The 13,556-nt window shown below is 57.8% G+C and carries 11 protein-coding genes and 1 tRNA gene; 10 read left to right on the forward strand and 2 right to left on the reverse strand.

The window, feature by feature from the left end:
* Positions 1–84 precede the first annotated feature (84 nt).
* From rimP to KI231_RS04135, 8 genes are all read left to right on the forward strand, one after another.
* The gene (rimP, locus tag KI231_RS04100) at positions 85–543 is read left to right on the forward strand and encodes a ribosome maturation factor RimP (protein ID WP_007915250.1); all 459 of its coding nucleotides are present in this window, start codon (positions 85–87) and stop codon (positions 541–543) included.
* A gap of 47 nt (positions 544–590) precedes the next feature.
* Positions 591–2,072, forward strand: coding sequence for a transcription termination factor NusA (gene nusA / locus KI231_RS04105; protein ID WP_007915252.1), 1,482 nt, complete (start codon positions 591–593; stop codon positions 2,070–2,072).
* Between the two features lie 27 nt (positions 2,073–2,099).
* Complete coding sequence (gene infB / locus KI231_RS04110; RefSeq protein WP_103303200.1) at positions 2,100–4,628, forward strand: translation initiation factor IF-2; 2,529 nt, start codon at positions 2,100–2,102, stop codon at positions 4,626–4,628.
* Positions 4,629–4,787: 159 nt separating this feature from the next.
* A complete protein-coding gene (gene rbfA / locus KI231_RS04115; protein WP_007915259.1) occupies positions 4,788–5,189 on the forward strand; it encodes a 30S ribosome-binding factor RbfA in 402 nt (133 codons plus the stop codon).
* Between the two features lie 4 nt (positions 5,190–5,193).
* A complete protein-coding gene (truB, locus tag KI231_RS04120) occupies positions 5,194–6,111 on the forward strand; it encodes a tRNA pseudouridine(55) synthase TruB (RefSeq protein ID WP_103303199.1) in 918 nt (305 codons plus the stop codon).
* A 142-nt stretch (positions 6,112–6,253) separates the two neighbouring features.
* Positions 6,254–6,523 carry a 30S ribosomal protein S15 gene (gene rpsO, locus KI231_RS04125; RefSeq protein WP_003177875.1) on the forward strand — a complete coding sequence of 90 codons (270 nt, stop codon included), beginning with the start codon at positions 6,254–6,256 and terminating at the stop codon, positions 6,521–6,523.
* Positions 6,524–6,717: 194 nt separating this feature from the next.
* A complete protein-coding gene (pnp, locus tag KI231_RS04130) occupies positions 6,718–8,823 on the forward strand; it encodes a polyribonucleotide nucleotidyltransferase (RefSeq protein WP_213027522.1) in 2,106 nt (701 codons plus the stop codon).
* A 129-nt stretch (positions 8,824–8,952) separates the two neighbouring features.
* Positions 8,953–9,028, forward strand: a tRNA-Thr gene (locus KI231_RS04135).
* Between the two features lie 6 nt (positions 9,029–9,034).
* Here the strand turns inward: KI231_RS04135 and KI231_RS04140 are convergent.
* Positions 9,035–9,538 (reverse strand): hypothetical protein, encoded by a 504-nt coding sequence (locus tag KI231_RS04140; protein ID WP_213027523.1) that lies wholly within the window; start codon positions 9,536–9,538, stop codon positions 9,035–9,037.
* A 276-nt stretch (positions 9,539–9,814) separates the two neighbouring features.
* Between KI231_RS04140 and KI231_RS04145 the strand changes: the two genes are divergently transcribed.
* Entirely contained in the window at positions 9,815–10,114 is a 300-nt protein-coding gene (locus KI231_RS04145; protein WP_103303289.1) for a DUF6388 family protein, read from the forward strand.
* Positions 10,115–10,202: 88 nt separating this feature from the next.
* On the opposite strand, the gene nadC is transcribed toward KI231_RS04145, so the two are convergent.
* The gene (gene nadC, locus KI231_RS04150; RefSeq protein WP_213027524.1) at positions 10,203–11,051 is read right to left on the reverse strand and encodes a carboxylating nicotinate-nucleotide diphosphorylase; all 849 of its coding nucleotides are present in this window, start codon (positions 11,049–11,051) and stop codon (positions 10,203–10,205) included.
* A gap of 317 nt (positions 11,052–11,368) precedes the next feature.
* On the opposite strand from nadC, the gene KI231_RS04155 reads away from it, so the two are divergent.
* A complete protein-coding gene (locus KI231_RS04155) occupies positions 11,369–13,555 on the forward strand; it encodes a DUF1631 domain-containing protein (protein ID WP_213027525.1) in 2,187 nt (728 codons plus the stop codon).
* Position 13,556 lies beyond the last annotated feature (1 nt).

Genomic DNA, 13,556 nt, shown 5'->3' on the forward strand with positions numbered 1-13,556 from the left:
TGTTCGACGGCGTTTCAAGGATGGGCGTTTAGCCCATTTTTTTATTTTGCATAGCATGCACATATCATGCACTAGGGGGTTCAGGTGTCGAGCAAGCTAGAAGAGTTGCAGGCCTTGCTGGCCCCGGTGGTCGTGGCCCTAGGCTATGAATGCTGGGGTATCGAGTTCTCGGCTCAAGGTCGTCACTCGATGTTGCGCGTTTATATCGATAAAGAGGGTGGCGTGCTGGTGGACGATTGCGCCATTGTCAGCCGTCAGATCAGTGGTGTACTGGATGTTGAAGATCCAATCTCCGTTGAATACACCCTCGAAGTTTCCTCGCCTGGCATGGAGCGCCCACTGTTCACTCTTGAGCAGTTTGCAAAATTTGCCGGTGAACAAGTGAAGATCAAGCTGCGCTCGCCTTTCGAAGGTCGACGCAACTTTCAGGGCCTTCTGCGCGGTGTAGAAGAGCAGGATGTCGTGGTGCAAGTAGATGACCATGAGTTCCTGTTGCCGATCGATATGATCGACAAGGCCAACATTATTCCCAGTTTTGACTGAGACGCGGATCCCGCGGATCCAATGGCTTGCGAAAGGCGAGGCGTACGATGAGCAAAGAAGTACTGCTGGTTGTTGAGTCGGTATCCAATGAAAAGGGCGTACCGGCAAGCGTAATTTTTGAAGCGCTGGAGCTGGCTCTGGCCACTGCTACCAAAAAGCGTTTTGAAGACGAAGTTGACCTGCGTGTGGAAATTAACCGCCACACCGGTTCTTACGAAACCTTCCGTCGCTGGACGGTCGTCGAAGAGAACGATCTCGACGATCCGGCTATCGAAACCTGGCCTACCAAGGTTGCCGAAACGCATCCTGGTGCCAAGGTTGGCGACGTCGTTGAAGAAAAAATCGAATCCATCGAGTTCGGCCGCATTGCTGCGCAGACTGCCAAGCAAGTCATCGTGCAGAAAGTGCGTGAAGCCGAGCGCGCTCAAGTGGTCGACGCTTATCGCGAGCGCCTGGGGGAAATCATCTCCGGCACCGTGAAAAAAGTCACCCGCGACAACGTGATCGTCGATCTGGGTAATAACGCTGAAGCGTTGCTGGCCCGTGAAGACATCATCTCTCGCGAAACCTTCCGTGTCGGCGTGCGTCTGCGTGCGCTGCTCAAGGAAATCCGCACCGAGAACCGCGGCCCGCAGTTGATCCTGTCGCGTACCGCGCCGGAAATGCTGATCGAGCTGTTCCGCATCGAAGTGCCGGAAATTGCCGAAGGCCTGATCGAAGTAATGGCTGCGTCCCGTGATCCGGGTTCGCGCGCCAAGATCGCCGTCCGCTCCAAGGACAAACGCATCGACCCGCAGGGCGCTTGCATCGGTATGCGCGGTTCGCGCGTCCAGGCAGTGTCGGGTGAGTTGGGTGGTGAGCGTGTGGATATCGTCCTTTGGGATGACAACCCGGCTCAGTTCGTGATCAACGCCATGTCCCCGGCAGAGGTTGCGGCAATTATCGTTGACGAAGATGCCCATGCAATGGACATCGCCGTTGGCGCAGACAATCTGGCTCAGGCCATCGGTCGTGGTGGTCAGAACGTGCGTCTGGCGAGCCAATTGACTGGCTGGACCCTGAACGTGATGACCGAATCGGACATCCAGGCTAAGCAGCAAGCAGAAACCGGCGACATCCTGCGCAACTTCATCGACGAGCTGGAAGTCGACGAAGATCTGGCACAGGTGCTGGTAGATGAAGGCTTCACCAGCCTGGAAGAGATTGCCTACGTACCGTTGGAAGAAATGCTCAACATCGACGGCTTTGACGAAGATACCGTCAACGAGCTTCGTGCTCGTGCCAAGGATCGTTTGTTGACCAAAGCCATCGCTACTGAGGAAAAGCTGGCAGACGCCCATCCGGCCGAAGACCTGCTCTCGCTTGAGGGTATGGACAAGGATTTGGCGATGGAACTGGCGGTGCGCGGCGTAATTACCCGCGAAGACCTGGCCGAGCAGTCTATTGACGATCTGCTCGACATCGACGGCATTGACGATGATCGTGCCGGCAAGTTGATCATGGCCGCCCGAGCCCACTGGTTCGAGTAATTAGGCGCGGCCTGAGGAGAGAAGTGCATGACGCAAGTCACGGTGAAACAACTGGCCGATGAGGTCAAAACACCGGTAGAGCGCCTGTTGCAGCAGATGCGTGAGGCAGGTCTGCCGCACACCGCCGCCGAAGAAAATGTGACTGACAGTGAGAAGCAATCCCTGCTGACTCACTTGAAGAGCAGCCACAAGGCGAAAGTGGAAGAACCACGCAAGATCACGCTGCAGCGTAAAACCACCAGCACCCTGCGTGTGGCTGGTAGCAAAAGCATCAGCGTAGAAGTTCGCAAAAAGAAAGTTTTCGTACAGCGTAGCCCGGAAGAAATCGAAGCCGAACGCAAGCGTGAACTGGATGAGCGTCGCGCAGTAGAAAATGCTGCCCGTCAGAAGGCTGAAGAAGAAGCCAAGCAGCGCGCCGAAGAAGAAGCGCGCCGCCAGCCTGCTGCTGCGCAAACCGCTTCCAGCGACGCCGTTGCGGCGCCGGCTGCAGCTGCCGAACCAGTACGCGAAAGCGCACCGGTCGCCGCTGCTCCAGCACCGTCTGCTGACGTTCGTAACAAGCAGAACGAACAGCGCCGTCCGGACAAACCACGTGCCGACGACAACAATCGTCGCAGTGGCGGTGGTGATGGCGAGCGTAAAAACGCCCCGCATCGCGCATCGGTCAAAGAGAAAGCGCCAGCTCCACGTGTCGCGCCACGGACTACCGACGAAGAAAGCGATGGCTTCCGTCGTGGTGGTCGCGGCAAGGCCAAGCTGAAGAAGCGTAACGCCCACGGTTTCCAGAGCCCAACCGGCCCTGTCGTGCGTGATGTGCAGATCGGCGAGACCATCACTGTTGGCGATCTCGCCAATCAGATGTCGGTCAAGGCTGCTGAAATCATCAAGTTCATGTTCAAACTGGGTACTCCAGCGACCATCAACCAGGTGCTGGATCAGGAAACTGCTCAGCTGGTAGCCGAAGAACTGGGCCACAAAGTGACCCTGGTCAGCGACACCGCTCTGGAAGATTCCCTGGCCGAGTCCCTGAAGTTTGAAGGTGAGTCGTTCTCCCGTGCTCCAGTCGTGACCGTAATGGGCCACGTTGACCACGGTAAGACCTCGCTGCTCGACTACATCCGTCGCGCCAAGGTAGCTGCTGGCGAAGCCGGTGGTATCACCCAGCACATCGGTGCGTACCACGTTGAAACCGAACGCGGCATGGTCACCTTCCTCGACACCCCGGGTCACGCCGCGTTTACCGCAATGCGTGCTCGTGGTGCCAAGGCGACCGACATCGTGATCCTGGTAGTTGCAGCGGACGACGGCGTTATGCCGCAGACCATTGAAGCTGTTCAGCACGCTGTTGCGGCTGGCGTTCCACTGGTTGTTGCAGTGAACAAGATCGACAAGCCGGGCGCTGATCTCGATCGCATCCGTAGCGAACTGTCGGTTCACGGCGTGACTTCGGAAGAGTGGGGCGGTGATACGCCGTTCGTACCGGTTTCGGCGAAAGTCGGTACTGGCGTGGACGAGCTGCTCGAGGCTGTTCTGCTGCAAGCTGAAGTTCTCGAACTGAAAGCAACCCCGTCGGCTCCTGGCCGTGGTGTTGTGGTGGAATCGCGTCTCGACAAAGGTCGTGGCCCGGTTGCAACCGTTCTGGTTCAAGACGGTACCCTGCGCCAAGGCGACATGGTCCTGGTCGGTTCGAACTATGGCCGTGTTCGCGCCATGCTCGACGAGAACGGCAAGCCGATCAAGGAAGCCGGTCCTTCCATCCCTGTCGAGATCCTCGGCCTGGATGGTACCCCGGACGCTGGCGACGAGATGAGTGTGGTTGCCGACGAGAAGAAAGCCCGTGAAGTGGCTCTGTTCCGTCAAGGCAAGTTCCGCGAAGTCAAACTGGCTCGCGCTCACGCCGGCAAGCTGGAAAACATCTTCGAAAACATGGGTCAGGCAGAGAAGAAGACGCTCAACATCGTCCTCAAATCCGACGTCCGTGGTTCGCTGGAAGCTCTGCAGGGCGCTCTGAATGGCCTGGGCAACGACGAAGTGCAAGTGCGCGTAGTCGGCGGCGGTGTCGGTGGTATCACCGAGTCCGACGCCAACCTGGCACTGGCTTCCAACGCTGTACTGTTCGGCTTCAACGTGCGTGCCGATGCTGGCGCACGGAAGATCGTCGAGCAGGAAGGTCTGGATATGCGTTACTACAACGTGATCTACGACATCATCGAAGACGTCAAGAAAGCCCTGACCGGTATGCTCGGCAGCGATGTTCGCGAGAACATCCTGGGTATCGCCGAAGTGCGTGACGTGTTCCGTTCGCCGAAGTTTGGCGCGATCGCAGGCTGCATGGTGATCGAAGGTGTTGTGCACCGTAACCGTCCGATCCGTGTACTGCGTGAAGACATCGTTATCTTCGAAGGCGAGCTGGAATCCCTGCGCCGCTTCAAGGATGACGCTTCCGAAGTACGTGCCGGCATGGAATGCGGTATCGGCGTGAAGAGCTACAACGACGTCAAAGTCGGTGACAAGATCGAAGTCTTCGAGAAGGTTCAGGTTGCTCGCAGCCTCTAACTCGCGCACTTCAGGAGCCGTGATGGTCGGCCGCACTGCAATGTGTGGCGCCTCACCCGGACTCTAAACGCAACGCCCGGTCTGGCTTTTGTCAGGCCGGGCGTTTGCCGCTTTCAGACCTTGCGGGTTTCGCCGTGGGGCAGTAACAGGTAACAAATCATGGCAAAAGAATACAGCCGTACCCAACGTATCGGCGATCAGATGCAGCGCGAGCTGGCCCAACTGATCCGTCGTGAAGTCAAAGATCCACGCGTCGGTCTGGTCACCATTACCGCTGTGGAAGTCAGCCGTGACGTCGGTCACGCGAAGATTTTCATCACCGTGATGGGGCAGGACAACGCCGAAGACATCGCGCAAAGCATCAAGGTACTGAATGCCGCCGCAGGTTTCCTGCGTATGCAACTGGCCCGCGAAATGAAGCTTCGCAGCGTGCCGCAATTGCACTTCCATTACGACGAATCCGTCGTGCGTGGTGCGCATCTGTCGGCCCTGATCGAGCGCGCCGTGGCTGAAGACAATCAGCATCCGGTGGCCGCTGAACCTGAAGACACCAAGGAGTAATTCGGTGGCTCAGGTCAAACGTATCCGTCGTAACGTCAGTGGCATCATCCTGCTCGACAAGCCGCTGGGGTTCACCTCCAACGCCGCGTTGCAGAAGGTTCGCTGGCTGCTCAACGCCGAGAAGGCCGGTCACACCGGCAGTCTCGATCCGCTGGCCAGCGGCGTTCTGCCGCTGTGCTTCGGTGAGGCAACCAAGTTCTCGCAATATCTGCTCGATTCCGACAAGGCTTATGAAACCCTGGCGCAACTGGGCAAGACCACTACCACGGCCGATGCCGAAGGTGAGGTTTTGCAGGAACGCCCGGTGACCGTTGGTCGCTCCGATGTCGAGGCAGTCCTGCCGAAATTTCGTGGCCAAATCAGTCAGATACCGCCGATGTACTCGGCGCTCAAGCGTGATGGCCAGCCGCTGTACAAGCTGGCCCGTGCAGGTGAAGTAGTGGAGCGTGAACCGCGTTCTGTTACTATTGCGCGCTTGGAATTACTGGCCTTCGAAGGCGATACTGCGCGACTTGCGGTGGATTGCAGCAAAGGCACCTATATCCGCACCCTGGTGGAGGATATCGGTGAACAACTCGGTTGTGGTGCGTACGTCGCAGAATTGCGCCGTACCCAGGCCGGGCCTTTCACCCTGGCGCAGACCGTAACCCTCGAAGAGCTGGAAGCGGTACATGCCGAAGGCGGCAACGAAGCGGTCGACCGCTTCCTGATGCCATCGGACAGCGGCCTGCAGGATTGGCCGCTGCTGCACTTCTCGGAAGCGAGCGCGTTCTACTGGCTCAACGGCCAGCCAGTGCGTGCCCCGGATGCTCCGAAGTTCGGCATGGTACGGGTACAGGATCACAATGGTCGCTTCATCGGTATCGGTGAAGTGAGCGAAGACGGGCGCATTGCGCCACGTCGTTTGATTCGGTCGGAATGACCGAAACCAGCCTGTGTAAAAGCAGGCTGGCGAGTGTGGCTGTTAACAGGCACGGTCACGACTCATTTATAGATACAGGGATTTGTCCCTGGCCTGTTGAAGCTGTTTCCCTGAAACAGTTTCCTGATAAAAGGATTGCCTCATGGCTCTCGACGTTCAAGAAAAAGCTCAAATCGTTGCTGACTACCAGCAAGCTGTTGGTGACACTGGTTCGCCAGAAGTGCAAGTTGCACTGCTGACCCACAACATCAACAAACTGCAAGGTCACTTCAAGGCCAACGGTAAAGATCACCACTCCCGTCGTGGTCTGATCCGCATGGTAAACCAGCGCCGTAAGCTGCTGGACTACCTGAAAGGCAAGGATCTGGGTCGTTATCAGACTCTGATCGGTCGCCTGGGTCTGCGTCGCTAATCAGCGATTGCGCTATGAGGTTGGTTGTCTGTCAGACGTCAGCGGTTTTCCGCCGGCGCCTTGCAGGCTCCCAGCCTCAAGTTTTATCTGGATACAAGTTTTACCCTGGACAGGCGTTGGGCCGATTCCCGACATTGCCCAAGAATTTCGCAAGAAACCAGTTCCCCCAAGAGCCACAAAGAAGGTAGGACACCGTGAACCCGGTAATCAAAAAATTCCAGTTCGGTCAGTCGACCGTTACCCTCGAGACTGGCCGTATCGCCCGTCAGGCCTCCGGCGCAGTATTGGTCACCGTTGACGACGACGTCAGCGTATTGGTGACCGTCGTTGGTGCCAAGCAAGCCGATCCTGGCAAGGGCTTCTTCCCTCTGTCCGTTCACTACCAGGAAAAGACTTACGCTGCCGGTAAGATCCCTGGCGGTTTCTTCAAGCGTGAAGGCCGTCCTTCCGAGAAAGAAACCCTGACTTCCCGACTGATCGACCGTCCGATCCGTCCGCTGTTCCCAGAAGGTTTCATGAACGAAGTGCAGGTTGTCTGCACCGTCGTTTCCACCAGCAAGAAAACCGATCCGGACATCGCTGCGATGATCGGTACCTCGGCCGCCCTGGCCATCTCGGGTATTCCGTTCGACGGTCCGATCGGCGCCGCTCGTGTTGCTTTCCACGAAAGCACCGGCTACCTGCTGAACCCGACTTACGAGCAGCAAGCTGCTTCGAGCCTGGACATGGTCGTTGCCGGTACTTCGGACGCTGTGCTGATGGTTGAATCGGAAGCCAAAGAGCTGACCGAAGACCAGATGCTGGGCGCGGTACTGTTTGCTCACGACGAGTTCCAGGTTGTGATCAACGCCGTTAAAGAACTGGCTGCCGAAGCCGCCAAGCCAACCTGGAACTGGGCTCCGGCTCCAGAAGCCACCGAACTGCTGGGCGCTATCCGTGCCGAGTTCGGCGACGCGATTTCCCAGGCTTACACCATCACCATCAAGGCCGACCGTTACGCTCGCCTGGGTGAGTTGAAGGATCAGGTTGTAGCCAAACTTTCTGGCGAAGAAGGCCAACCGACTTCCGCTGAAGTCAAAGCTGCTTTCGGCGAAATCGAATACCGCACCGTTCGCGAAAACATCGTTAACGGCAAGCCACGTATCGACGGTCGCGACACCAAAACCGTACGTCCGCTGAACATCGAAGTCGGCGTTCTGCCGAAGACTCACGGTTCGGCGCTGTTCACCCGTGGTGAAACCCAGGCTCTGGTCGTTGCAACTCTGGGCACCGCCCGTGACGCACAACTGCTGGACACCCTGGAAGGCGAGAAAAAAGACCCATTCATGCTGCACTACAACTTCCCTCCGTTCTCGGTAGGTGAGTGTGGTCGCATGGGTGGTGCTGGCCGTCGCGAAATCGGTCACGGCCGTCTGGCCCGTCGTTCGGTTTCGGCCATGCTGCCTGCCGCTGACGTGTTCCCGTACACCATCCGCGTGGTTTCGGAAATTACCGAATCCAACGGTTCGAGCTCGATGGCTTCCGTTTGCGGTGCTTCCCTGGCCCTGATGGATGCTGGTGTGCCGATGAAGGCGCCGGTTGCCGGTATCGCCATGGGTCTGGTTAAAGAAGGCGAGAAGTTCGCCGTCCTGACCGACATCCTCGGTGACGAAGACCACCTGGGCGACATGGACTTCAAAGTAGCCGGTACCGCCAAAGGCGTTACTGCGCTGCAGATGGACATCAAGATCAAGGGCATCACCGAAGAAATCATGGAAATCGCTCTGGGCCAAGCCCTGGAAGCGCGCCTGAACATCCTCGGTCAGATGAACCAGATCATCGGTCAGTCGCGTACCGAACTGTCGGCCAACGCTCCGACCATGATCGCGATGAAGATCGACACCGACAAAATCCGTGATGTTATCGGTAAAGGTGGCGCGACCATCCGTGCGATCTGCGAAGAAACCAAGGCTTCGATCGACATCGAAGACGACGGTTCGATCAAGATCTTCGGCGAAACCAAGGAAGCTGCAGAAGCTGCTCGTCAGCGCGTTCTGGGTATCACCGCTGAAGCCGAGATCGGCAAGATCTACGTCGGCAAGGTTGAGCGCATCGTCGACTTCGGCGCATTCGTCAACATCCTGCCGGGCAAGGACGGTCTGGTGCACATCTCGATGCTGAGCGACGCTCGCGTAGAGAAAGTGACCGACATCCTGAAAGAAGGCCAGGAAGTGGAAGTGCTGGTACTGGACGTGGACAACCGCGGCCGTATCAAGCTGTCCATCAAAGACGTGGCAGCGGCCAAGGCTTCGGGCGTTTAATCACCCCAAAGCGTTAGCGCAATAAAAATGCCCCGCCGTGAAAACGGCGGGGCATTTTTTTGCCTGCGAAATATCGAGACATTCTGCGAAGTTGCCGGACTTCAATACCGGTGCTAGGTTTAGCCCACCGCCCGTGTAGCTCAGCCGGTAGAGCAGCGCACTCGTAACGCGAAGGTCGCAGGTTCGATTCCTGTCTCGGGCACCACTTCCCTTATTTCACTTTACGGCTCAGATCCTCGACGGTGCGTTTGAGCTGATCCATCGCCCGATCCTGATCGTTTATTTTCTGCTTCAGATTCGAAATCTCGCTGCTGTTCGAGTTGGAACTGGAACCACTGTTGCGCTTGAGGTCTTCGACCTGGCGGCTGAGCGTATCGAGCTGGCGGTCCTGTTCCTTGACCTTGTTCTTCAGATCTTCGACTTCTCTGCCATTGGAGCTTGAGCTGGAACCGCTGCTGCGCTTGAACTCTTCAATCTGACGCGACTGCTCATTAACGGTGTCGCGCATCTTCTTCAGTTCATCGACACCGATTCCGCTTCTGATCACCACCTCTTTGCCGTAGTCGTTGTGTATGGCGGTAATCTGATCGCCGTAGGAAGGGCTGCTGTTACTCAGTTCAATTGCCATTGCAGTTGCTGGCAGGGCCAGTGTGCCCAGCAGGGCGGTCAGAGCGGTGGCGGAGACAACAGAAGAAATCTTCGAAAAGCTGCGCATCACTGGTTTTCCTTGTGAACAGCAAGAGTAAGTGCCGACATGGCACATCGCTATGACTCAAAATCCGGATTTATGTTCCGCAGGTCAGCTTTTTGTGAGAGAGATGTAAAGAGCCGTGTAATTCGTCATGCAAACGTCCTATATTCGGTGCCTGCATGAGCATCGCCCAGCAGTTTTCAGATGATCCCGAATGGTTCCGAAGGCCGGTCAATCCGCGTCAGAGAGATCCTTGATGATCCAGATCCATCCTCCATTCCTATGATCAGCGAGAATGCCATGACCGAATTAACTCAAGAGCAACGTCACGAACTAGCGCTGGAAAAGTACGTTCTGGACGTACCGGAGCTGAAAGAAGAGATCAAGGACCTGAGTCCTGATGATCAGAAAGACCAGATCCAGTGGGCATTCGAGGACGAAGCCGAAGCCCAGGGCTTGCAGCCGTGGGAACTGACGCTCAAGTACACCAGCACTCCTGAGGAGTTCGAGGCTCAGCGTCTTGTACTGCACAAGGAGGCGGCCGAAGTGTTGGGCGTCGAGTGGCAAGAGTACTGCGAGATGAACAATCTCGTCGTTTGACGAGAGCTGCAAGCTTCAAGCCGCAAGCTACAAGTCAAAGCAGAACCGTTTGGCTTGCAGCTTGTAGCTTGAAACTTGCCGCTGCTGTTTAAAGGCTCAGACGCATCGACAGATCCACCGCCTTCACATCCTTGGTCATCGCACCGATCGAGATGTAATCCACCCCGGTCTCGGCGATTGGTAGCAGAGTGCTTTCGTTGATGCCGCCGCTGGCTTCCAGTTTGGCTTTGCCGCCGTTGAGGCGAACGGCTTCGCGCATGTCGTCCAGGCTCAGCTCGTCGAGCATGATGATATCGGCGCCGGCTGCCAGCGCTTCCTTCAGCTCCTCCAGGCTCTCCACTTCGACCTCCACCGGTTTACCCGGCGCGATCTTGTGCGCGGCAGCGATGGCCTGGGCGATGCCTCCGCTGGCGGCGATGTGGTTTTCCTTGATCAGGAACGCATCGTAGAGGCCGATGCGGTGGTTGTGGCAACCGCCGCAGGTCACCGCGTATTTCTGCGCCAGACGAAGGCCCGGCAGGGTTTTACGGGTATCGAGCAGCTTGACCTGAGTCGTCCCGACGAAGTCAGCCAGGTACTGCGCGCGCGTGGCCACGCCAGACAGCAGTTGCAGGAAATTCAGCGCGCTGCGTTCACCGGTCAGCAGTGAGCGGGCCGGCCCTTCCAGATGAAACAGCGGCTGATTCGGTTTGACCCGTTCGCCATCAACCACTTGCCAATGCACCGCGACCCGCGGATCCAGCTGACGAAACACGGCATCGACCCACGCCGTGCCGCAGATGACGGCTGCATCGCGAGTGATGATGGTGGCTTTGGCCAGACGTTCGGCAGGAATCAATTGTGCGGTGATGTCGCCGCTGCCGATGTCTTCGAGCAACGCACGGCGCACGTTGGCTTCGATTTCGGCGGTCAAATCGGCGAGACGTAGATTCGGCATAACGGGCTCCACAAACAAAGTGATTCGATTATAGGGGCATGGCACGAACCAACCCAAGGTGAGAACTCGCGTGCTTGACTGCATCTGGTCGATTTTCTTTGAGTAAACGTGCTTCAGGCGCGGTCATTGGAGGATGGCCGGGCATAGGGGAAACCCTGACGCCTCTGGCGTAGGGGATAACTTTTACAAGATAATTCGCCGCGCATTTGACGTCATAGGTTTGACGTCTGTGATGGCCAGAATCATTGATATCTGTGCAAGCCCGCTTTCACAGGGATTTGTGTCGATCAGAAGAATCACCGTTCCAGGAGGCTTGGATGCACAACGACGGGAAAGTAGTGCCTTTGCACAAGGCCGCTACGGATCAGGCGAATCACTCGCCGCTCGCCCGCCTGCCTGTGATTCTGCTTCAGGTTCGCGACAAGGCCGCTCAACAGTTACGGCACGGCTTGCAGGAGCTGTTTGATAACGCCGACGACACTTTGTTTGAAATGGCTGACCGGGCGCGCAACGACGTCGAGCAGAACATCTTTTTCGAAGCCATGCGCGACCTGCGCCTCAAGCGCAAAAACATCGAGCGCGGTTTTCTCGAACAATACTTCGAGGCCTTTGTCGGCCTCACACAATACGATCCCGTTCACAACACGCTGCCGCGTCCGTTGATGTATGAAGAATCGGCTCCACGCACCGATGACATGGAGCGCAACGTGGCGGTGGAGACCATGGTCGGCCGCGTGCTCAAGCGTGATGGCTTCGCCCTCGATCAATTGACCGCACGACTTGGCGCCTTGCTCGGCAGTACGCTTGATGATCAGCACAACCCGCTCGGCCCGGCGCTGCTCTGTGAGTATTTCCTCCAGGCCGGACGCAACCTGGGCGTCGAGATCAAGGTCAAGTTGATCCTGCTCAAACTGTTCGAGCGCTATGTGCTGGCCGACACTGAGCAACTGTATGCCGAAGCCAATCAACTGCTCAGCGCCACCGGTGTGCTGCCCGAGCTGAAACCGGCTCCGGCACGGCGCGCGATTGATCGCGCGGCCGCCGCCATCAATCGCGAAGAAAGCGATGACCCGGCGCCAGCCGACGAAGGTGTGCAGGAAGTCTTCGCCGCGTTGCAGGAGTTGTTGTTGCACGTGCGCGGCAGTGTCGCGCCAACCCTCGAAACGAGCGCCGCCGCCCAGCCGATCACCACCCGCGACCTGCTGCGCCTGCTCTCGCACTTGCAGCAATATGTGCCGGCGCTGGCGGCGCAGGACGACTTTGATCTGCGCAATCAGCTCGAACAATTGCTGACGCGGGTCAGCGTCAAAAGTGGCAAGTCACGAATCGTCGGTGGTACAGACGAAGACGTGATCAACCTGATCGCCATGGTCTTCGACTGCATCCTCGAAGATCACAATGTGCCGGACTCGCTCAAGGCACTGATCGCCCGCTTGCAGATCCCGATGCTCAAGGTCGCGGTGCTCGATAAAAGTTTCTTCAGTCGCAGCAGTCACCCGGCGCGGCGCCTGCTCAATGAAATCGCCGATGCGGCCATGGGCTGGGGCGACTGCGACGGCGAGACGCGTGACGGCCTTTATCTGCGCATCGAGCAAGTGGTGCAGCGCCTGCTCACCGATTTTGTCGATGACCCGGCGATTTTTTCCGAGCTGCTCGCCGACTTTCTCGCCTTCACTAGCGATGAGCGTCGCCGCAGCGAATTGCTCGAACAGCGGCTGCGTGATGCCGAAGAGGGGCGGGCGAAAACCGAGCTGGCGCGGCGGCGGGTCGAGCTGGCGTTGAATCAGGCGCTGTTGGGCAAAGTCCTGCCACCGTCAGTCGTGACATTTGTACAGGACGCCTGGAGCAAGGTGTTGCTGCTGACCTGCCTCAAGCATGGCGACCAGTCCGCCGAGTGGCAGGCCGATGTGCAGACCATGGAACAATTGGTCTGGAGTGTGCAGCGTCATGCCGACCCGGACGCCGGTATGCGTTTGCTGGCGCTGGTGCCGGGTTTGCTCAAGTCGCTGCGTGATGGCTTGAGCAGTTCGGCATTCGATCCATTTGCGACCAGTGAATTCTTCAGTGAACTGGAAGCGCTGCATGTGTGCGTGCTGGAGCCGTCCACCCAGGCCGACGCGTCTACGTCGACGCCAATGATCGAGGTGTCGCAGCAGATCGTATTGCAGGCAGCCGAAGAGGGCGCGATGGCGCCGGGGGCGGCGCGTCTGGCGCATGACGGTGCGGGCCTGCAACAGGTCGATCAATTGCGTGTGGGCAGTTGGGTTGCGTTTCAGGAAGACGATGAAAACACCCTGCGCTGCAAATTGGCGGCGATCATCGAGGCCACCGGCAAATACGTGTTTGTCGACCGCACCGGGATGAAAGTGCGGGAGCGCAGCCGTATCGGTCTGGCCCTTGAGTTCCAGCGTGGTGCGGTGCGTGCGCTGGATGACACCTTGCTGTTCGACCGTGCGCTGGAGTCGGTGCTGGGCAATCTGCGACGACTCAATCGCGCCAAGTGAT

Origin of the sequence: Pseudomonas sp. Seg1 (assembly GCF_018326005.1) — a bacterium.
In the GTDB taxonomy this organism is placed as follows: domain Bacteria; phylum Pseudomonadota; class Gammaproteobacteria; order Pseudomonadales; family Pseudomonadaceae; genus Aquipseudomonas.